The 19,745-nt window shown below is 55.7% G+C and carries 15 protein-coding genes; 9 read left to right on the forward strand and 6 right to left on the reverse strand.

Annotated elements, in window-relative coordinates:
- Nucleotides 1–33 precede the first annotated feature (33 nt).
- The 3 genes from O2597_RS03540 to O2597_RS03550 all read right to left on the reverse strand — a co-directional run bounded on the left by O2597_RS03540 (nt 34) and on the right by O2597_RS03550 (nt 2,620).
- Nucleotides 34–552: a GrpB family protein gene (locus tag O2597_RS03540; RefSeq protein ID WP_269522810.1), complete on the reverse strand. Its 519-nt coding sequence runs from the start codon at nt 550–552 to the stop codon at nt 34–36.
- Between the two features lie 28 nt (nt 553–580).
- On the reverse strand, nt 581–1,438 hold the full coding sequence (gene dapF / locus O2597_RS03545; protein WP_269522811.1) for a diaminopimelate epimerase: 858 nt from the start codon (nt 1,436–1,438) through the stop codon (nt 581–583).
- Between the two features lie 72 nt (nt 1,439–1,510).
- Complete coding sequence (locus tag O2597_RS03550; protein WP_269522812.1) at nt 1,511–2,620, reverse strand: mechanosensitive ion channel family protein; 1,110 nt, start codon at nt 2,618–2,620, stop codon at nt 1,511–1,513.
- 114 nt (nt 2,621–2,734) lie between these two features.
- Here O2597_RS03550 and O2597_RS03555 point away from each other — a divergent pair, with 114 nt between their 5' ends.
- Nucleotides 2,735–5,125 (forward strand): hybrid sensor histidine kinase/response regulator, encoded by a 2,391-nt coding sequence (locus O2597_RS03555; protein WP_269522813.1) that lies wholly within the window; start codon nt 2,735–2,737, stop codon nt 5,123–5,125.
- On the opposite strand, the gene leuA is transcribed toward O2597_RS03555, so the two are convergent.
- Nucleotides 5,097–6,779, reverse strand: coding sequence for a 2-isopropylmalate synthase (gene leuA / locus O2597_RS03560; RefSeq protein ID WP_269522814.1), 1,683 nt, complete (start codon nt 6,777–6,779; stop codon nt 5,097–5,099). The two genes, O2597_RS03555 and leuA, sit on opposite strands and share 29 nt — an antisense overlap.
- A gap of 338 nt (nt 6,780–7,117) precedes the next feature.
- Between leuA and O2597_RS03565 the strand changes: the two genes are divergently transcribed.
- From O2597_RS03565 to O2597_RS03580, 4 genes are all read left to right on the forward strand, one after another.
- The gene (locus O2597_RS03565) at nt 7,118–7,684 is read left to right on the forward strand and encodes a flavoprotein (protein WP_269522815.1); all 567 of its coding nucleotides are present in this window, start codon (nt 7,118–7,120) and stop codon (nt 7,682–7,684) included.
- 9 nt (nt 7,685–7,693) lie between these two features.
- Nucleotides 7,694–10,735 (forward strand): SUMF1/EgtB/PvdO family nonheme iron enzyme, encoded by a 3,042-nt coding sequence (locus tag O2597_RS03570; RefSeq protein ID WP_269522816.1) that lies wholly within the window; start codon nt 7,694–7,696, stop codon nt 10,733–10,735.
- A 134-nt stretch (nt 10,736–10,869) separates the two neighbouring features.
- Nucleotides 10,870–11,559 carry a hypothetical protein gene (locus O2597_RS03575; RefSeq protein WP_269522817.1) on the forward strand — a complete coding sequence of 230 codons (690 nt, stop codon included), beginning with the start codon at nt 10,870–10,872 and terminating at the stop codon, nt 11,557–11,559.
- Between the two features lie 31 nt (nt 11,560–11,590).
- Nucleotides 11,591–13,606, forward strand: a complete 2,016-nt coding sequence (locus O2597_RS03580; protein ID WP_269522818.1) for an intermembrane phospholipid transport YdbH family protein — start codon at nt 11,591–11,593, stop codon at nt 13,604–13,606.
- A 10-nt stretch (nt 13,607–13,616) separates the two neighbouring features.
- Here O2597_RS03580 and O2597_RS03585 read toward each other — a convergent pair whose 3' ends face one another.
- A complete protein-coding gene (locus O2597_RS03585; protein WP_269522819.1) occupies nt 13,617–14,402 on the reverse strand; it encodes a hypothetical protein in 786 nt (261 codons plus the stop codon).
- A gap of 126 nt (nt 14,403–14,528) precedes the next feature.
- On the opposite strand from O2597_RS03585, the gene O2597_RS03590 reads away from it, so the two are divergent.
- From O2597_RS03590 to ahcY, 4 genes are all read left to right on the forward strand, one after another.
- Entirely contained in the window at nt 14,529–14,870 is a 342-nt protein-coding gene (locus tag O2597_RS03590; RefSeq protein WP_269522820.1) for a helix-turn-helix transcriptional regulator, read from the forward strand.
- A gap of 75 nt (nt 14,871–14,945) precedes the next feature.
- The gene (gene metK, locus O2597_RS03595) at nt 14,946–16,109 is read left to right on the forward strand and encodes a methionine adenosyltransferase (protein ID WP_269522821.1); all 1,164 of its coding nucleotides are present in this window, start codon (nt 14,946–14,948) and stop codon (nt 16,107–16,109) included.
- A 45-nt stretch (nt 16,110–16,154) separates the two neighbouring features.
- Nucleotides 16,155–16,547, forward strand: a complete 393-nt coding sequence (locus O2597_RS03600) for a GxxExxY protein (RefSeq protein ID WP_269522822.1) — start codon at nt 16,155–16,157, stop codon at nt 16,545–16,547.
- A gap of 61 nt (nt 16,548–16,608) precedes the next feature.
- A complete protein-coding gene (ahcY, locus tag O2597_RS03605) occupies nt 16,609–18,048 on the forward strand; it encodes an adenosylhomocysteinase (protein ID WP_269522823.1) in 1,440 nt (479 codons plus the stop codon).
- Nucleotides 18,049–18,563: 515 nt separating this feature from the next.
- Here the strand turns inward: ahcY and O2597_RS03610 are convergent.
- The gene (locus tag O2597_RS03610) at nt 18,564–19,550 is read right to left on the reverse strand and encodes a hypothetical protein (RefSeq protein WP_269522824.1); all 987 of its coding nucleotides are present in this window, start codon (nt 19,548–19,550) and stop codon (nt 18,564–18,566) included.
- Between the last annotated feature and the right edge of the window lie 195 nt (nt 19,551–19,745).

A 19,745-nucleotide genomic window follows, 5' to 3' on the forward strand; every position in this document is an offset into this window, starting at 1 on the left:
CTTTTTTTTGCGCTCTCGGGCTGACGGAGCGGTTCAGCTGCGCTCGTCGAGCATTGCCTGGATCCACGCATGTTTTGAGTCGGTATAGGCTTGCCGGTCATCTGGATACGCCTGGGCCCCGTTTTGCTTCAAACGCGCGTAGGTCTGGCGGAGTTCTGGAGACGCCCGCAAGCGGTCGCGAAAATACAGGTAATTCTGCCAGCGTGGACTGCCGTTCAGGACGGCGTGGAGATACACGCTGCGATTGGATTCGTTCCCTTTGCTGAAGAGGTGGTCATCCCAGCCTCTGGGGTCGCCCAGATAGTGGTAGTCGAGCGGCTTCAGGCATTCCGCCCAAGCGGTCATGCGGTTGAAGTCCGCGACCGCGACTGCGATATCGAGTATCGGCTTGGCCGGTAGCCCTGGCACAGCGGTGCTGCCCACATGTTCAATCGAGAGCGCTTCGGTACCGAGGGCTTGAACCAGGGCGGTTCGCTCCGCGCAAAAAGCAGCGGCCCAGCCCGGTTGATGAGGTACCAACCGGACCGAGCCGCGGGTTAATCCCAGAATCATTCTTGTGAGTCCGGGTTTGTGTTAAGTATTAGGCCTGTACGGAAAAGGACAGGGCTTCTTCGTCGAACTCCATGGTGGCGACCCGTGTGGCCGGGCCGGTCATGCGTACGGCATATTCATCACCGATTTCAATCCCGATAATACCACCCGGCATGTGGACTGTAATATCCTTGTCACATAGTCCGATGCGGTGAGCGACCGCGGCCGCTGCGCTGCTGCTGGAACCGGAAGCCAGTGTGTAACCGGCGCCGCGCTCCCAGATTTCAATCTGGATGTTGTTGCGGTCCAAGGCTTTGAGGAACTGGACATTGGTGCGATTGGGGAAGGCCTTGTGGACTTCGATGGCGGCTCCGTCGGTACAGGCGAGTTCCTTGGAGATCTCACGCATCGGCACCACGCAGTGGGGATTGCCGATATCGGCGATGTACACGGTGTAATCCTTGCCGTTGACCTCAAGCTTCTGTCCCAGGTTCTGGTCGGCTTGCTCGGGACCATCGACCGGAATGTGGTCCATGGCAAACTCTACCTGCCCCATGTCGACGGTAATGGATTCTGCGTTCTCGCTGATCTGGCAGGTGACCACACCTCCCAGGGTGTCGACCGTAAAGGAGTCGTTTTTCACGCGTTGCGTGTCGTAGAGATAGCGGGCAAAGATGCGCAGGCCGTTGCCGCTCTTTTCGGCTTCGGAACCGTCCGGATTCATGATGCGGAGGCCGAAGTCGGCTTTGTCGGTCGGCAGGGGTCCGTAGAGGATTCCGTCCGATCCGAGGCCGAAATTCCGGTGGCAGATACGGACGATCGCATCGGTCGAAGGGAGCGCTTGGGCGTCTTTGGGATCGAGGACGAGGTAGTCGTTCCCGAGGGCATGATATTTCTCGAATTTCATCTACCTATACCTTAGCGAAGCCCTCAAAACTTGCAACCAGAGATGTTAGCCAATGGGCGGAAAGCGTGCTGTTTAAGCGTCTTTTCCGGGGAAGCCGATTTCCAGGGGTCGCTTTGGATCGCCTGCGAGATGAAGCGTTTGTGTGGGGAAGGCAAAATCGATTCCGGCGGCATTGAACCGTTCCAGGATTTGCAGATTCACATGCTCGGTGAAGCTCAGAAAATCCCAGTACGCCGGAGGGTGGTACCAGTAGATGCAAAGAAATCCGAGCGAGGCGTCGTTGAAGTCCTTGAAATAGACGCGTGGCGGAAAGTCGGGGGCCATGCCTTCGTGATCCTTGAGGATGTCTTCAAGGATGGCCTTCGCTTCGTGCATTTTCTCCGGCGGCGTATCATAGGTGACGGTAATAGTGAAGAGGCGGCGGATATAGGGGCGCTTGGCGATATTCCAGATCGACTTATTGGCGAGTTCTCCGTTGGGAATGGTCACGAGGTGTCCGTCGAGTGTGCGTATCTTGGTCGAGCGCAGGCCCACGGCTTCGACCGGACCGTCGTGGCCGTCCACATTGATCCGGTCCCCGATCTCGAAGGGCTTGTCCGCCAGCAGGACGACAGAGCCGAAAAAGTTCTTCAGGGTGTCTTGTGCGGCAAGTGCGACGGCCAGGCCCCCAATACCGAGGCCGGCGAGAATGGAGGTGATCTCCTTGCCGCTGAGAATCTGCGCGATCTGTACGACGGCCAATACGACGATCGTGGCGCGCAGGCTTTTGCTGACAATGGGGGCGAGCATGTCGTCCATCTTGCTTTCCGTCTGTGTGGCCCGGGTGACCATCCAGACCCCGGGCATTTCGACGAGGAAGTACAGGGTGGTGGCGACCGCCAAGGTGACGATAACGGCGATGCTAGTGTTGACGAAGCTTTCGGCGCCGTGCAAACGGAGCAGACTGACGCCCGCGGAAAGCCCGATGGCAAATGATAGAAAGGTGGCTGCTCGGGCGGCGCCGCACATGCCGCAGGCAAGGATGGGGCGGCTGTCTTCCAGTTCTTTCCCGCGCTTCTGCAACAGATAGTTCAATAACTTGCCGGCCGTCATGGCCGCGAGCAGTAGAACGAAGAGGCCTGCGATACGCCAAAGCTCGTTGTCCGCGATGATCGGTGTATTGAAAATTTCTCCAGCGGTCATGGCCTTGCCGGCAGAGCACAATCGAGGCCAAGCGGGCAAAGATAAGATAACTCCCGAATAGCTATTAGCTTGCGGAAGATGCCTTCACGAAGTGGAATCTACCTAATCGTTCCGATGAATCTTACGCGGAGAGTTGAAGGTGCCATGAGCCCGGGGCGCATTCAGGCGTTCCAATTGGTGGAATCCTTTGTGATCTACCCTTGTTTCGGTGTGCTGGTTCTCCTTTCCATGTATTTCGGAGGCTTGGGGAGCCCGGCCGGAGCCCTCTATTTATTGTTGTTTTATGCTGTCGGGATTTATGCCGGATTCCGGCATGGCTTGCTGGGGGCGATCTATACCTGTTTGATCGTCTTTATCGTCCACTTGCTGGCGTTTTTCTTCTCTCTCGGTCCCTTTGAGCAGGGCAACCCATGGTGGAGCTTTTCCTACCTGCTGGTCTTTTTTCTAACCGTCTTTCTGGTCGCCATCGGGGCCGACTACCTGGAGCGTTCCGCTACATTGGCCAGAGGCGGGACACAAACGCTGCACAAGGTGTTCAACTCCCTGCCGATCGGCATTTGGGTGCGGGCCCGCAATGGCCGTACGGTCTATCTGAACGAGCGCTGGGCGGGCTTTACCCGGCGGTCTGTAGACGACATTCTCAATAGCGGTTCACTTGAGCCACCGGTTGACCTGGGTGAGGATTGGGAAGAAGGCGTTCGCAGCTTGCTCGATAAGGATCCGGGGTACGTCCATTATGAGCCGATTGACTTGGTCGATATTGCAGGAGTGAGCCGGCATTATACCCTGTTGACGACACGAGTCTACATTGACCAATTACGGGATTACGGGACTTTGTCCCTGCTGATTGACGAGACGGCGACCCGTTTACAGGAAAAACAGATTATCACGAGTCAGCGTCGCTTGCGTTCGGCTCTGGCCAATGCGGTGATGGGCTTTTGGGACCAGGATGTCCTGACGGGGAAGATCTTTGCGGACGAAAACTGGTACGGGATTCTGGACGTCCCGCATGAGGAGCAAGTGGATCCGCTAGAATGCTGGAAGTCTCGCTTGCATCCGGATGACCGGGAGCGGGTTTATGAGGCCTATGACCGCTTCTTCGAGGGGTCGAACAGTTCGAGCCTGAGTGTGGAATACCGCATTCGTAAAGGCACGGATTCGAACTATGTCTGGGTTGAAGATCGCGTGACAGTGACTGAGCGGGATGCGGAAGGTGCCGCGATTCGAATCATGGGCACGATGCATGACGTTTCGGATCGCAAGCAGATCGAGTTCGACTTGAAGCAAGCTAGGGACCGAGCCGAATCGGCGAACGAAGCCAAGGGGCATTTCCTGGCCACAATTTCCCATGAAATACGAACTCCGCTGAATGCGATTATCGGCCTGTCGAGTTTCCTTTCGGATAGCGGACTGGATGAGGAGCAGGAGGACCTGGCCAAAACGATTTACACGAGCGGGAAGAGCCTCCTCCTGTTGGTCAATGACATCCTTGATTTTTCGAAGATTGAGTCAGGGCGACTTGAACTGGAAACACAGGAGTATCCGATCCGTCTCAGTTTCGAAGACACCATCAAGCTCTTCAGGACAAGGGCTGCGGAGAAGAACGTGGAATTGTCCTTGGTCTTAGATGACAACCTCCCTGAATATGCGCTCGGTGACATGGAGCGCCTGCGGCAGGTGGTGAATAACCTGGTGGCGAATGCCTTGAAATTCACGGAAGCGGGTGATGTGAAAGTTTCGGTCCGAAAGGTCCTTCTGGAAGAATTGTCGCCGGAGCGCCGGCCGGATCCGCTGGAACCGACCGGATACCTGGACCAGGCGGATCATGAATACATCGAGGTGGTCGTGCGCGACACCGGGATAGGGATTCCAAAGGACCGCCAGGGGGTACTTTTTGAAGCTTTCAGCCAGGCGGATCCCTCGACCACACGGAAATATGGCGGAACCGGCCTCGGGCTGGCCATCTGCAAGCGCTTGGTGCACGCGATGGGCGGGCGCATCTGGCTCGACAGTTGTCCGGGAGTGGGCTCCTCCTTCGGCTTCGCCGTGCGCAGTAAACTTGTGCATGAGAACGCCAAACTGGAAAAGCTGACGCGTAGTCCCTTTGAATCGGTCGACCGGATTGCCGAAGAGCACCCCTGCGATATTCTGATTGTCGGGCCTCCGGCTGATACCGCCAAGCTGCTCCTGTCCTGCCGCAAGCTTGGCTATACGCCGCATCATATTTCTGACTACAGCTTCAGCGAGCGTGGCTACCGGGGCCGCTACTATGACATTGTGTTTGTCTGGATGGCCGATGTTTCGCGGGCTCTGGAGCTGACCCGCCAGTTACGTCTGAAGGCTTCCGGCAAATGGGTCAATACGGTGGTCGGCGTGCTTCCCGAAGGACGCACGATCTCAACCGAGCGTTGCAAGCTCAGCGGGATGGAGCATGTCCTGAACGGCGAGCCGGGGCCGCATGCCGTGCGGGAGCTGATTATGAAGCTTCTTTTCGCGCGCGGTTAAAGGCGCTGACGAGAGCGCGGAGGCCGGCGAGCTCAATGTTCGCGTCAATGCCGCAGCCGAAGTAGTGCTTGCCGTTCCGGTGCTTGATCTGGATGTAGGCGGCCGCCTTGGTTTTGGAACCGCCACCGATGGAGTGCTGGCGGTAGTCGATGAGATTGAAGTCTTTCCATCCCTGTTGTTCCAGGGCATCCACAAACGCGCTGATCGGACCGTTTCCGGTACCGTCGATCTTTTTCTCCATGCCTTGATAGACCACATCCGCCTCCACCCGTACCTCGCCGGTCTTGGAGAAGTCCTCGCGCTCGATGGCATGGATCTCCAATGGGGTCGACAAATTGACATATTCCTTGCGGAAGATCTCATGCACCTCGAGCGATTTCAGTTCGCGACTGCTCTGGTCGGCCATGTTGTTGACGACTTCGCCGACTTCCGGATGCATGGGCTTGGGCAGTTCCAGACCATAGTCACGGGAAAGTATGTAGGCGACGCCGCCTTTGCCGCTTTGGCTGTTGATCCGGATGATGGCCTCATAATCGCGGCCGATATCGGTGGGGTCGATGAGCAGGTAGGGGACCTGCCACAGGCCTTCGGGATCCGCTTCGCGGTCGCGCAAGTCCATACCCTTCTTGATCGCATCCTGGTGGGAGCCGGAAAAAGCGGTGAAGACCAGATCGCCGGCATAGGGTTGTCGTTCGGGCACTGACATCCGCGTCACCCGTTCATAGACCGAGCGGATATGGTCGAGCTTACTGAAGTCGAGCTTGGGGTCGACTCCCTGTGAGTACAGGTTCAGGGCGACAGTCACGATGTCGAGGTTGCCCGTGCGCTCGCCATTCCCGAAGAGCGTGCCCTCGACACGGTCGGCACCCGCCATCAAGCCCAACTCGGTGGCGGCAATGCCGGTCCCCCGGTCATTATGCGTGTGCAAGCTGATGATGGCCTTGTTTCGCTCCTTCATGTTGCGGCAAAACCATTCGATCTGGTCGGCATGGATATTGGGCGTGGCCACTTCGACGGTGGCCGGGAGGTTGAGGATGATCTTGTTCTCCTCTGTGGGTTCCCATACGTCCATGACCGCTTCACAGACCTCCAGTGCGTACTCGACCTCGGTGTCGGAAAAGCTTTCCGGCGAATATTCCATGCGGATATGGGTGTCCGGAATGGTCGGCACCAGGCTCTTGACCAGCTTGGCGCCTTCGATCGCGATTTCCTTGATCTCAGCCTTGGTCTTATTGAATGTGACCCGGCGTTGTAGTGGGGATGTTGAATTGTACAGGTGCACGATCGCGTGCTTGACGCCCTGCAAGCTTTCAAAAGTGCGCCGAATCAAGTGCTCGCGGGCCTGCACCAGTACCTGTACCGTGACGTCGTCAGGGATGCGGTTCTGTTCCACCAGACTGCGGATAAAGCGGAATTCGGTGTCGCTTGCAGAGGGAAAGCCGACTTCGATCTCCTTGAAGCCGATGGCGACCAGCAGGTCGAAAAACTCAAGCTTTTCATCGACCGTCATCGGGATGGCCAGGGCCTGGTTGCCGTCGCGCAGGTCCACGCTGGTCCAGATGGGCGCATGGGTAATCTCCTTGTCCGGCCATTGGCGGTCGGGCAAGTGGATCTTGGAGAAGGGGCGGTATTTGGTTATGCTGCCGGTTTGCATGATACTAAGGAAAAAGAAGGTTCAAAAGCTTGGGCTTTTTCCCGGAAATGAGAAGCGTCTTTCGGATGCACGAATGGATGTGCATCATTTCCGGAAGATAAAACTGTAAGGATGACAACGGGCCGAAGCCCACGACGAATTAGCGGTGCTCCCCCAAGGGGAGGAGACCGAGTCGTAGCCCACGTAGGGCGATCCAATACTTTCCGGATGTGTCAGGCATCTGGAAGTGAGCAGATGCCGACATGGGCGCCCTGTCAAGCGCGGGCTTGCATCCCTTGCGCAGCTTTGCCTACTTGGAGCTTGTTAGTTGAAGGAATTGGAATCAGATTCATTAACACGTGGCCGATAATTATACAGTACTTGAAGGGCGCACCATTGTGCTTGGTATCACAGGTTCCATTGCCGCCTATAAAGCGGCCGATATCACCAGCCGCCTGACGGAGAAGGGCGCGCGCGTGTATCCGGTGATGACCGCCTCGGCATGCCAAATTATCCAGCCTTTGACTTTGCAGACCCTGGCTCGCAATCCGGTGGCTTACGATCTGTGGAAGGAGGGGCAAGGCTGGCAACCCGGGCACATCGATTTGGCGGACCAGGCCGACCTCTTACTGGTGGCGCCGGCCACGGCGAATTGCATTGCCTTGTTTGCTCATGGCCTCGCTCCGGACTTGCTCTCATCGATTCACCTGGCCACCCCGGCTCCGGTGATGATTGCGCCTGCCATGAATGGCAAGATGCTGGCGCATCCCGCCACTCAGGCCAACCTGGCCTTGCTGCGGGAGCGCGGCTACCATTTTATCGAGCCTGATAGCGGAATGCTTGCCTGCGGCTATGAAGGTCAGGGCAAGCTCGCGGCGGTGGATCGCATTATTGAAACCGTCGAGGCCTTTTTCGCGTCGTCTTAATTGGTATACATGGAGAACGAGGATTCGCAGTCAGGGAACGCCCCCAATTCCGCCCATAAGGACCGCCTCAATCATCGTGTGTTGAAGTCCGGGGAAAGCTTCGGGAACTATCGTGTGGTGCGCTGTCTCTGCGCGGGGCTGATTGCGAATTACTATCACATGCAGCATGTGCGGGACCTGCATGATGTCACGGTCGGTGTGTTTCATCCCAGAAGTCTGAATGACGAGCGCTTTCCAAAACGTCTGGAAGTACTGCGGAAGTCGCTTCAGGGGTGCAAACACGAGGGGATTCCGCGGATCCTCGAAATTGCCCGTATCAACGACCGCGATTGTATCTTTCTTGAAGCGGTCAAAGGCAGGTCTCTGAGCCAGTATTTCGCTAAGCATGGAGATCCGGGGAAGTCGGGGCTCGGGACTGAAGCCAGCAGCCATATACTTGCGCAGCTGCTCGGTATTCTCGGATACGCCCACAGCATGAAGTTGGATCATCGCGATCTCGATTCCGACCTGATCTTTATCCAGGAAGATGAGACGCTGACCGTGCTTGGAGTGGGGATCAAAGCCACGGTCGATGTCGAGCTTTTCGAGTCGATTGTTTCGGCTTCAGTTTCACCGCTTGTTTCAAGTAAAACCCCCGGCCGCCTGAGTTCCTTCGATGTCATGAGCCCGGAATACCGTTCCGGCGTGGCGGAGGACCGGCGGGTCGATATCTATGGTGCGGCGGTTGTGGGCTATTGGCTACTGACGGGACAGAAGGCGCAGCCGGGGCATTTTACGCCGCCCGGTCGTTTGATCGAGGGCTTGGCCGGCAGCTGGAATAATTATTTTGAAAGGTCCTTGGTCTTAAACCGGGAGGATCGCTACCCCTCCTGCAAGCTCGCACTGCTCGGCCTCAAAAAAACGGAGCATGAGCCTGAATCCGAGCGGGCCGGCTTGATTCAGCGTCAAATTGACCGGATACCTGTGCCCAAAAGCATCTTGGCGCGTGGAAATGTCGCCTCCCGCGTCTACCGGCTTTCCGTTATTGGCGTGGTTGGACTCACGCTGGCCGCGCTCATGGCCTCTTTCCTTCAGGTGACCTATACGAATGATGTCGAGTATGTGCGACATGTTGCAGTCATGGCCGAGGCTGGGCGTCCAGCCAACCTCAGGGTCTTGGTCCGCCCTTCAGTTGCCAAAATTGAGTTCTTGCGTTTTGGAGACAGCTTTATCGCGAATAACGGTCAGTTGGATCTTCGGGTCCAGACCGGTCATTACACGGTCAGAGTCTCCGCGCCGCATCACCTCGATTCCACGGTTGAGCTGACGATTGCCAATCATGAACTGACCGAAGTTGAAGTCGACCTGAAGCCGGCCTGGACTGATTTTCAGATCATCTCGGAGCCTGGTGCTTCTATCTCGGTGGTTGACGAAAGAGGCTTGGAGATCGAGCTTGGGGTGGCGAATCAGGATGGTGTTTTCTTTCTAAAAAAGGGCATCTTTGCCGGAACTTATCAAATTATTGTCCGTAAGAAGGGCTTTCAGGAAAAGGTACTGGATAACCAGCAGGTATCCTTTGGTGAAGTGACTGAACTTCAGATCCCTCTCGTGGCCCTGCCTGCAAGCTTAACGGTCCAAACGAATCCATCCGGTGCCAGGGTTCTAATCAACGAGAAGGATCTGGGGCTCTCTCCGCTGACCATTGAAGAGGTCGATCCCAGTGAACATTACCTGGTGGCGGTCTATCTGGATGGCTATCGACCGCTGGCCAAGCGGATTGAAGTCGCGGCGGGGCAGGATATGTTGGTTTCATTCGAGTCGCTTGTGCCTTTGTCCGGTGAACTCGAGCTCTCTTATTCATTTTCCGGGGTCTTGGATGACGAGATCAAATCCTTGTCGCAGGATGTACGGGTAGAACTGGACGGTTTTCAGTATCGTCCGGATAGTGATGCTTTACGGCAAGTTCCACAGGGGAAGCACAAGATCCGTTTGCAGCATCCCCTATACGCCTCGGATTTGCTTGAGTTTAGCATTAAGGACCGGGAGCGCAAGGCAATCGCGCTTTCGCTGACGCCCAAACCGGCTTACATTGCATTGGATATTCCGGGGGATTTGAATGCCGGCGTGCGGCTGAATGGAACGGAAGTTGAGATTGTAAACGGACAGGTGTCGGTTCCGGCCAATCAGCCTGTCGAATTCGAGCTGCAGATTCCCAACCACTTGACCATGGTGCGACGGTTTGAAATGGAACCGACGGAGCAAATCGACTGGAAGGTCGAACCGGTTCCGATTCCCGGACCGACTGCCGGTCAGTCCTGGACCATGCCGTATTTTGGTTTGAAATTCTCCTGGGTGACTGCCGGTACATTTCTGATGGGCAGCCCGATGCGGGAACCCGGACGTTTGCCAAACGAGGGACCACAGGGTTCGGTCACCTTTACCCGTGGATTCTGGATGGGGACTTATGAAGTGACCCAGTCCCAATACCGTGGGCTGATGGAGCAAAATCCTTCCGAATTTGGCACCGGTCAGCACCCGGTCGATTCCGTGTCTTGGAAAGATGCCCAATATTTCTGCAGCTTGTTGACCAAGTTCGAAGCGGATGCCAACCGTTTGCCGGAGGGCTATGTCTACCGTTTGCCGACGGAGGCGGAATGGGAGTATGCAGCGCGGGCCGGTACGACGGGCGCATTTTCATTTGGCGATGAAGCGGATTCCAGTATGGGCGCTTTTCGTGGCGTGTATCCGCCGGATTCGGTCCGGACTTCGGGCGCCGATGGTTACGGTACGCATAAAGTGGGGTCCTTTGCACCCAATAATTGGGGACTCTACGATGTACATGGGAACGTGAAAGAGTGGACCTTGGACGTCTATAATGGACGTTTGGAGGGGCGTGATCAGGTGGATCCCCGCCCGCGAGAGGAAGACGGTGGCCGTATTACCGTACGCGGCGGCAGTTGGGAGGACTTTGCCGTGCGAGTTCGTTCCGCTGCGCGTGATTCGGTGCGAGAGGATTTGAATAGTAATTCAATCGGTTTTCGTGTCGTTTTGGCACCTGATATTACGGAATAAGGAAACAGGCTTTTCCTGCGATTGACTTGGCGGCGCTTTGGCTTTGCCATGGGTACATGCGGCGAGTTCGCCTTCAGATTTCAAAAGGGATACAGCTATCCTGTTTTTGCTTGTTTTGCCTCGTCTCCGCGGGGATGGCAGAGGCTTCTTTGCCCAGCCTGACCGAGCTTTACCATAACTATACGAAAGCCAATGGTGGTCGTTCGGGGATTGCTGGTATACAAAGTCTCATTGTCAACTGTGAGTCACTGTCAGACGCTCCCGGCGTAAAGCCAGTGTCGCTTAAAATCTATCGCAAGCGTCCATCCAAAATGCGCATGATTATCGATTACGGGGATTCTTCGGTCGAAACGATTACGGATGGCGAACAGGTTTGGAAGCGTTGGGAATCTGTCGGAGGGGAGGTCCGGCAAGAAGAAGTGACCGGGGCGGATCGTGAGGATATTTTGCGGGATGTATATATCGACGGACCGTTTTATCGTATGGACGGTCGGGAGGACTATCTTGAAGTCGAAGCGATCGAGGAGATCAACGGCGAACCGGCTGTTCGTTTGAAGGTGCTGCCGGATGCACCGATGCGTTTTGACTATATCTGGCTCAGTCTGGAGCATTTTCAGGAAGTACAATTGTCACGACCCAAAGTGTCTGAGTCCGGTGAGGAGAAGTCCGAACGGATGGTTTTCTCTCATTTCACTAAGACTCAGGAGGTCTGGTTTGCTCGGAAAATCGAGTTCTATTCTGGTGAGACGCTCCTCCGGGGCGTCAATGTCCACCAAATACGGGTAAACCCGGGCTTGTTTGATTCGCTTTTCACTTTGAACTAGCCGAAAAACGGCTTTTGTGACAGCCTGACTCATGCATGGAACAGGGCTGAACCGACTCATTCGACTGGTCTTGATCGGATTCATACTTTTGGGTCTTGGCCTGTTTCTTTGCCTCTGGCAACTGCCGAGCCTATTACAATGGGCGCTCCAGCCTTACCTCCAGGCACGGCAAGCCCAGTGCGCTATCGAGCGTATCGGCCTGAGCCTGCAGGGGTTTGAAGTGCAGATGGCTTGGTATCGTGAGCCTGGACTGGAACTGGAACAGTTGCAGTTGTCCGGTACTTGGTTATCGCTTGCACAGCCCTCGCTTCCGACGGTTCTGGATGTTCGGTGTGCCCGTGTGCTGTGGCATCTTCCGGATGGGGAGGCCGCCGAGCCAGGTTCCGCAGACTTGACCGCTACTATCGAAAACTTGTTGTCCGGCTTGCCGGCACAGGTTGCCCAGGTCTCTGCCCTGATGGGGGAGTTGCCTGCCCTGATGTTGACGCTTGATCTATCGGAGCTGGAGTTGCGGAGGGGAGAGCAAACGATCCCGGTTGCGCTTCGGGCAGATTTGGAGCATCTACCGGCAGGTGTCACGAGCCTCGTGCTTGAACTGACGGGGGCTGGTTTTCATACGGGGGTTATGCTCAAGCGGATTGCAGATGAGCCGCGTCTTGGGGTGGACTATACGCTCGGCATTGAAGACATCCCGGGCTTTTTGGACCGTATGATTCCGGGATGGGAAGCATCCTTACTCGAAGAGGGGGTCGAATTGTATTTTGACCCAATCGATGGGCATAGCGGCATGATGGAGGCCTCTGGGTACCTCCGCTGGTCGGGAGCAACTCCCGAGGAACTCATGCTTACATTGCTCGCGAACACAGGTCCGCTTGAGTTTTTTGCCCCGGAGGCGGATGGGCGATCGCCGGGGACCGGCTTGGGCCTGGCATTATCCGCACCGCGCAAGTTTCGGGTGTATCTCGACCTGCCATTCGATTCGTTACGTTACCGGGGCTGGAATCCGGGAGAAGCACATGGTGGTGTCACGCTCTCGGACCACGGTCTGGGGCTCGTCTTTACGGCGGAAACGAATCGTATCTCGCTCGAACAAACTGGAGGCCGTCGATTCGATGCCTTGGAAGGAACGGGGAGTTTTCTGGCTGAAGTGACGACACCGAAGCTTGATGCAAGCCTACTGCGTGCGCTGACCGGGGCGAAGTTTGAAGGCTGGATCATGGATGCGGGAGCCGAGGCGGCAATGACCTTGCAGCTCGAAGATTGGAAGCTCAATGACCTGACGGGGCATGGGGCGGTCGTCTTGCGTTCGGGGAAGACGGAGGCACTTGCCCTTGAGTCCGTGCAGGCCTCATTTAAACTGGATGCTTTCTCCGGAGACTTCCCTTCGGGGGCTATGGAATTGAAGGCGGGAAAGATTGATGCCGCCGGGGCTGTTATTGATGACATGCAAAGCCGTATTCGTATCGAGGATACCGGTGAAGTTTACATGGACGGCTTGGAAACCTCGATTCTCGGTGGTCGTCTGGAAGTGGAGCCCCTTCATTTTTCGATTCAGCCGCAGTCATGGGAGATCGACTCGCAGGTCCGTCTGGATCAAATCGATCTCGATGCGCTAGCCAGCATGGTTCCCCAGTTTAAGGGACGGGTTCAAGGTCGGGTCAGCGGGAGTCTTGACTTGGCCTGGCGGGACGGACTGATCCTGGCAGGAGGCAACCTTCGTCTTCCGTCCGAACAGTCAACTGCGCATCTCTCGTATCCTGTCGAGGGCTTGCTGACAGGTGGAATGAGCCCGCAATCTTCAGGCTATGAGCAATACCGTATGGCTGAAAAGGCTTTGGGGGATCTCACGATCTCACGCTTCGATCTGCAGTTCTTTCCAGGGGGGAGCGAGCACAAGCCGGTCCAGCTGAAGTTTGTCGGTGAATCACTCCAGGACAACACCCGGGTCCCGCTTGATTTCACCCTGAATGTGAATGCGCAGGATACGACCCGTCTCCTACGCTTGCTCCAAGTGATGCAGCAGGGCGACCTGCAGTTCAGTTACTGATACCGCTTTGCTACAGCAGCGCCAGTGTGGTAAGCGGTGCCACGATAAGAACGCTGTCGGCAAAGACACGGTAGTGCTCGACCGGAATCTTATGGCGTTTGACAAATAGACCCGCCAAGGCTGCCAAGGATAAGAGATGTGCAATCTGATGGGCCGGTGGTAGGAGCCATTCCACTGGGACCGCCATCAGGCTGACTAGAGCCATTTGCGGGAGGAGCGGCCAGTGTGTGAGGGAATGTACTCGGAGTGCGGCATCGACTTCACGCTCCCGTGATGCGACCATCAGGCAGTTGATAAAGCACAGTAAGGCGAGGGCCAGCGCGGGTATCCAGGGGAAGGGAGGTGGCAGCAGGGCTGCGCTACCTCCAGCGAAGATGATTGCCACACAGATTTCCTTTGGAAAAAAACGAGGGGAGAGGCGTTGATTCAAGTAGGTGTAGGTCGCACTCAATCCGAGGATTAGGAAACCACGGTTCAATTGTGGCTGATCCAGTAGGGCGAAAGCCAGTGTCATGTCGATTAGCAGTACGCCAAACCAAATGTACCAAAGCCGCTTGCTGTGACGCTTGGCGAATCGATGACGGACCGAAAGTAAATCATCTGCCCGACGCTGTCGGACATCAAACAGGCGGTCTGCCAGATAGGTCAACCAAACCGACAGGCCGAGCACAGTGGCCGCCGCCGGATGCCAGGGGCGGCCGAGACCGGCGGCCAGAAGGGCTTGCCAAGCCAGTGCCACCAAGGCGGCATCCCATGCCAGTACATTGGGCCATTGCCACCACCGAATTCCGCTCATCTCCCCACCATCCCCCATGTGACACAATAGGCAAACCCGAAGCGACAAATCTGACCCTGTGCTTGCTTGATATACGAAAACTATTTCGTGCTTTATTTCAGGGGATTCTGCTGTTAGCACTCATTCATGCCCGCCACTCATTCATGGGATTTTTTTACCAACCACGCACAGGTGTTCTTCTATCTTTCGCGCGATCCGGAGCAGCCCTTGCGTACGGTCGCCTTGGATATCGGGATTACCGAGCGGGCGGTGCAGCGGATTGTGGCAGATCTGGAGGAAGCCGGCTACTTGAGCCGGGAGCGGGTGGGCCGCCGCAATCGCTACCGGATTCACCCGGAGCGCAAGTTAAGGCATCCCCTGCAATCGCACTGCAGTATCGGCCAGGTGATGCAGGTCGTCCACCCCCGGCAGTCGATACGTACCATGGATTACCGCTTCGATGTGGGAGGGCATGGGTCCGAAATTTGAAGTACGTATCAATTTATCCTGATATGTTGATGTAAATCTTGCATTTCATGAGGTGGCCGTGGATACTGCCGCCTTATGAGCAATCAGTTTATCTTTTCATCCGAGTCCGTTGGTGAGGGCCACCCCGACAAAGTTGCCGATTATATTTCCGACAGTATCCTCGACGCGTGTCTTGAGCAGGACCCTGCCAGCCGTGTTGCCTGTGAGACTCTGGTGAAAAGCAACTGTGTGATTCTCGCGGGAGAGATCACCACGAATGCGAAGCTCAACTACGAAGCCATTGTACGCCAGGCGATCCGGGAGATCGGCTACGTGAACGACGACGATGTCTTCCATGCCGACAAGGTCTTCATTTCGAATATTCTGACCGCACAATCGTCCGACATTGCCCAGGGGGTCGACGCTTCGTCTGCAGAGGGGAAGGATACCGCCGAGCAGGGAGCCGGAGATCAGGGAATCATGTTCGGCTATGCCTGCACCCAGACACCCGAGTTCATGCCGGCACCGGTCATGTTTGCCCACCGCTTGCTCCGTGAGATGGCCCGTCAGCGCAAGGAAGTTCAAGTGCCTTGGTTGCGTCCGGATGTGAAAAGCCAGGTCGCGGTGGAGTACGATGGTAACAAGATCGTTGGGATCAAGAATGTGGTCATCTCAACGCAGCATACCGAGGCGGTGAGCAAGGCCCAGATTCGTGAATTCTGTATCGAAGAGGTGATCCGCAAGGTGCTTCCGGTTGAATTGCTAAAGGATGACACCGAATACCTGATCAACCCGACCGGCAAGTTCGTGATCGGGGGCCCGCAAGGGGATGCCGGCTTGACCGGCCGTAAGATCATCGTGGATACATACGGCGGTTGGGCCCGTCATGGCGGTGGGGCCTTTTCCGGCAAGGATCCGTCCAAGGTGGACCGCTCGGCCGCTTATTTTACGCGTTGGGTCGCTAAGAATATCGTGGCGGCCGGACTGGCCGAAGCTTGCGAGTTGGAGGTGGCCTATGCGATCGGGCACCCGTATCCGACCAGCATCCACGTGGACACCTTCGGTACCGGCACTGTCGAGGACAGCAAGATCGCCGAGGCCGCCCAGAAAGTCTTCAGCTTCAAACCGGCGGATATCGTCAGCCAACTGGATCTCCTTCGACCGATTTACCGCGAGTCCACCCATTACGGGCACTTCGCGAAGGAAAACCTGCCATGGGAGTCCACCGCGAAGGCGGAGGCGCTTAAGGCGGCACTGTAGCTTGTCCCGCTAAGATACGCGAAGGAAACGCGAAGGGAGGTTGATATGAGTGAAGATACGACTCTGATTTTTAAGGATGAGTGTTATGCCATCATTGGTTCTTGCATGCGGGTGCATTCGGATAAGGGCAATGGCTTCCTTGAGCCGGTTTATCAGGAATGTTTGGAGATCGATTTTGAGCTCGAAGGCATCGGATTCGTGCCACAAGCGACGCTCCAGCTCGAATATCGAGGCCGCGAGCTAAAGCACCACTACAAGCCTGATTTCTTCGTTTTTGATCAAATCATTCTAGAAATAAAGGCAGTCAAGAAATTGACCGACGAACATCGCTCTCAGGTTCTCAACTACCTGTCAGCTACTGGCTATCCGTTGGGCTTGCTGGTCAATTTCGGAGCCTACGGTCGACTCGAATGGGAGCGTATCGCCAACACCAAATAATCTTCGCGCCTCTTCGCGTTTCTTCACGGGCACACAATTTAAATTACAATATACGAATCAGATGAGTACACTAACCGAGACCAAGACCGACTATAAGGTCAAAGACATCAACTTGGCCGACTTCGGCCGCAAGGAAATCGAGATCGCGCAGCATGAGATGCCGGGTCTCATGGCGACACGTGAGAAATACGCGAAGGAGCAACCGCTGAAGGGCGTTCGTGTCATGGGCTCCCTGCACATGACGGTTCAGACTGCGGTCCTGATTGAAACCCTGAAGGAGTTGGGGGCGGATGTGCGCTGGTGCTCCTGCAATATTTTCTCCACCCAGGATCACGCCGCAGCCTATGTGGCCAAGCATCTGGATGTTCCGGTCTTCGCCTGGAAGGGGGAGACGCTGGAAGAATATTGGTGGTGCACCTATCAGGCCATGACTTGGCCGGACGGTTCCGGCCCGCAGCTGATCGTCGACGATGGCGGGGATGCCACCCTGCTGATCCATAAGGGCTATGAGCTCGAGGATGGCGATGACTGGGTCAATTCCGACTCGGAGAGCATGGAAGAAGCCGTGATCAAGAACCTCCTCAAGAAGGTCAAGGCCGAGAGCCCGAACCACTGGCATGAGGTGGTGAAGGACTGGTCGGGTGTTTCAGAGGAAACCACCACCGGCGTGCACCGTCTCTACGAGATGCACAAAAACGGCAAGTTGCTGGTGCCTGCCATCAACGTGAACGACTCGGTGACAAAGTCGAAGTTCGACAATCTTTATGGCTGCCGCGAGTCCCTCATCGACGGCATCAAGCGTGCCACCGACGTCATGGTGGCCGGCAAGGTGGCCGTTATCTGCGGATATGGTGATGTGGGCAAAGGCTGTGCCGCTGCCATGCGTGGCATGGGCGCCCAGGTCGTTGTGACCGAGGTCGACCCGATCTGTGCGCTGCAGGCAGCCATGGAAGGCTACCGTGTGCTGACGGTCGAAGATACGCTGGGCTGGGGGGATATTTATGTGACCACGACCGGTAACTACGGAATCATTTCAGCCGACGCGATGTCCAAGATGAAGGACCAGGCGATCGTTTGTAATATCGGCCACTTCGACAACGAGATCGAAGTCAGCAAGCTGAGCGACATGCCCGGTGTCGAAGTCGAGGAAATCAAGCCCGACGATCAAGGGGCGGTGGATAAGTACACCTTCCCTGGAGGCAACAGCATTTACCTCTTGGCCAAAGGTCGTCTGGTGAACCTCGGTTGCGCGACCGGACACCCGTCTTTCGTCATGTCGAACAGCTTCACCAACCAGGCCCTGGCCCAGATCGAACTCTGGAAGCAGGTCGAGAAATACACTCCGGGTGTTTACATCCTGCCGAAGCACATCGACGAGGAAGTCGCCCGTCTGCACTTGGAGAAGATCGGTTGCAAGCTGACCACGCTGACCGAAAAGCAGGCGGCGTATATCGGGGTCAAAGTCGAGGGCCCCTATAAGGCCGAGCACTACCGCTACTAGAAACATATTTTCTTAGTCGACGAAAGCGCCTCTCCGGAGGCGCTTTTTTATGTTCATCGTGAATGGCACGGACTTAAGGCAATGATCCGTAGTGGCGACTTCAGTCGCCAGCAAGTCGACGCACCTGCAGGACGTAATATGGTAGCTAAAGCAGCCACTACCGCCCAAAGCCTCTATAGGCCCAAATATTCAATTCCCCTCATTAAGTCCGTGCCATTCATGTTCATCGTCGATTTGCGGGGAAGGGCTTGTTGAAGTGGACGGATGCCATCGGATCAGACTTGCGTAAAGGTTATTCGTGAGCTCGATCCAGTCGAGTGATTCAATGGGTAGGCTTGAGTTTAGACCCCTCCGTCCCGGGCGAGCCGGGCCACCTCCCCTTGCAGAGGAGGAGTTTGAGTGTGTGTTTTGCTCCTGATGGCAACTCGTTTAGTAAGGGTGCCTCAGGATTCACTCCAGGTGGAGGCTGAAAAATAAAAGCGCCTCCTCTTACTTTAAGGTTCCTGTGTGTAGCCTCACAAACTGACTTCCAGTACTTCCAGATGCCAACCACGCGGACTCTCGCCGATCCAGCTTTGAATTAAGTCTCCCTTGCTGAATTGGCGGTCGACGAACTGGCGGCTAACCGTTGACATACAAAGGCATTTGAAATCATGGGTACTCTTGTCGTAACCGGTGACAACGATGATATGCATGTTTTTCCCGTCGTAGTAAGGTAGTACGGCGAGATAGTCCTTTTCCAGAGAGATCAGGACACGTTCGATGGCTTTATCGCGAGCATAGTCGCGGGTCTTGCTCTTGCTTCTTGCGGTATTGGCTGAGTTGTAATCGAGGTAGGAGACATTGGCTCCTTCACGATACAGTTGCTCGGCCAGCACCCGCATATTCTTGAAGTTCCCCTTTTTCAGGAGACTCAGTGCCTGCTCCCTGCGTTGTGCTTCATTCAGCGCTCGGATCTCCTCCTCGGTTGTCGCTCTAAAAAAGCCGAGGATGACCGGTTTGGATTGTTCGTACTGCTTGAAAGACATTCGTTTCGGGTCTGCCGAAGAATTGTCCTCCTTGTAGTAAAAGTATTCCTTGATCATATCGTAGCCAACCAGCAGGTACGACTTCTTCTGCTGCCTTGAATAGCAGATGACCGGAGTATGCTGGTAGCCGATAAACCAACGTATGCCGTCAATGAAGTCCTTTGGGTCGGTTTCAATTCGGGAATAAGATCCGGTCCGCATGGAATTTTCCCTCGCCAGCTCATTGGGCGCTAGTGTGAAATGCACGCCTTGTCGTCTGATTTGACGGGCTGCGTGGATGACGTCAAATTTGTTCTCGGGTGTCTTTGAGAAGGCGGTTTCAAAATGCGACCATTCGCTGGCTTCGCCTAGGAAGGTCAGTGTCGTTTGTAGGCAACCTGCGAAATTGTTGAATCGTGGGTCGTCCTCGTAATTCAACTTTGCCAATTCATACTCGGGGGGAGTCCGGGCTGCCGGACCTGTGTATAGGTGCATGGGCCGGGTTGAGAGTTGATCCTCAAAAAGAAAAGCCTGTCCCCATGGTAAGGGCGGATAGGGGTAACGGGGAGTCGTCAAGGGGGCCAGGATGCCTTTGATGTACAGTTTATCCGAAGTGCTTAAACTGTTGGCGGATATCTCCATTCCTTTTCCATCCGGAGATACCAAATAGTACTGTCGCGAATTTTGATT

It is taken from the genome of Coraliomargarita parva, assembly GCF_027257905.1.
GTDB classification, from domain to species: domain Bacteria; phylum Verrucomicrobiota; class Verrucomicrobiia; order Opitutales; family Coraliomargaritaceae; genus Coraliomargarita_A; species Coraliomargarita_A parva.

What these genes read in the sequence shown, in the direction of transcription:
- O2597_RS03550 (WP_269522812.1), bottom strand. Translation starts at nt 2,620, where the DNA reads ATGACCGCTGGAGAAATTTTCAATACACCGATCATCGCGGACAACGAG.
- O2597_RS03580 (WP_269522818.1), top strand. Translation starts at nt 11,591, where the DNA reads ATGCATGGAACAGGGCTGAACCGACTCATTCGACTGGTCTTGATCGGA.
- O2597_RS03600 (WP_269522822.1), top strand. Translation starts at nt 16,155, where the DNA reads ATGAGTGAAGATACGACTCTGATTTTTAAGGATGAGTGTTATGCCATC.
- O2597_RS03610 (WP_269522824.1), bottom strand. Translation starts at nt 19,550, where the DNA reads ATGCACCTATACACAGGTCCGGCAGCCCGGACTCCCCCCGAGTATGAA.
- O2597_RS03575 (WP_269522817.1), top strand. Translation starts at nt 10,870, where the DNA reads ATGGCAGAGGCTTCTTTGCCCAGCCTGACCGAGCTTTACCATAACTAT.
- dapF (WP_269522811.1), bottom strand. Translation starts at nt 1,438, where the DNA reads ATGAAATTCGAGAAATATCATGCCCTCGGGAACGACTACCTCGTCCTC.
- metK (WP_269522821.1), top strand. Translation starts at nt 14,946, where the DNA reads ATGAGCAATCAGTTTATCTTTTCATCCGAGTCCGTTGGTGAGGGCCAC.
- O2597_RS03585 (WP_269522819.1), bottom strand. Translation starts at nt 14,402, where the DNA reads ATGAGCGGAATTCGGTGGTGGCAATGGCCCAATGTACTGGCATGGGAT.
- O2597_RS03540 (WP_269522810.1), bottom strand. Translation starts at nt 552, where the DNA reads ATGATTCTGGGATTAACCCGCGGCTCGGTCCGGTTGGTACCTCATCAA.
- O2597_RS03570 (WP_269522816.1), top strand. Translation starts at nt 7,694, where the DNA reads ATGGAGAACGAGGATTCGCAGTCAGGGAACGCCCCCAATTCCGCCCAT.
- O2597_RS03590 (WP_269522820.1), top strand. Translation starts at nt 14,529, where the DNA reads ATGCCCGCCACTCATTCATGGGATTTTTTTACCAACCACGCACAGGTG.
- leuA (WP_269522814.1), bottom strand. Translation starts at nt 6,779, where the DNA reads ATGCAAACCGGCAGCATAACCAAATACCGCCCCTTCTCCAAGATCCAC.
- ahcY (WP_269522823.1), top strand. Translation starts at nt 16,609, where the DNA reads ATGAGTACACTAACCGAGACCAAGACCGACTATAAGGTCAAAGACATC.
- O2597_RS03555 (WP_269522813.1), top strand. Translation starts at nt 2,735, where the DNA reads ATGAATCTTACGCGGAGAGTTGAAGGTGCCATGAGCCCGGGGCGCATT.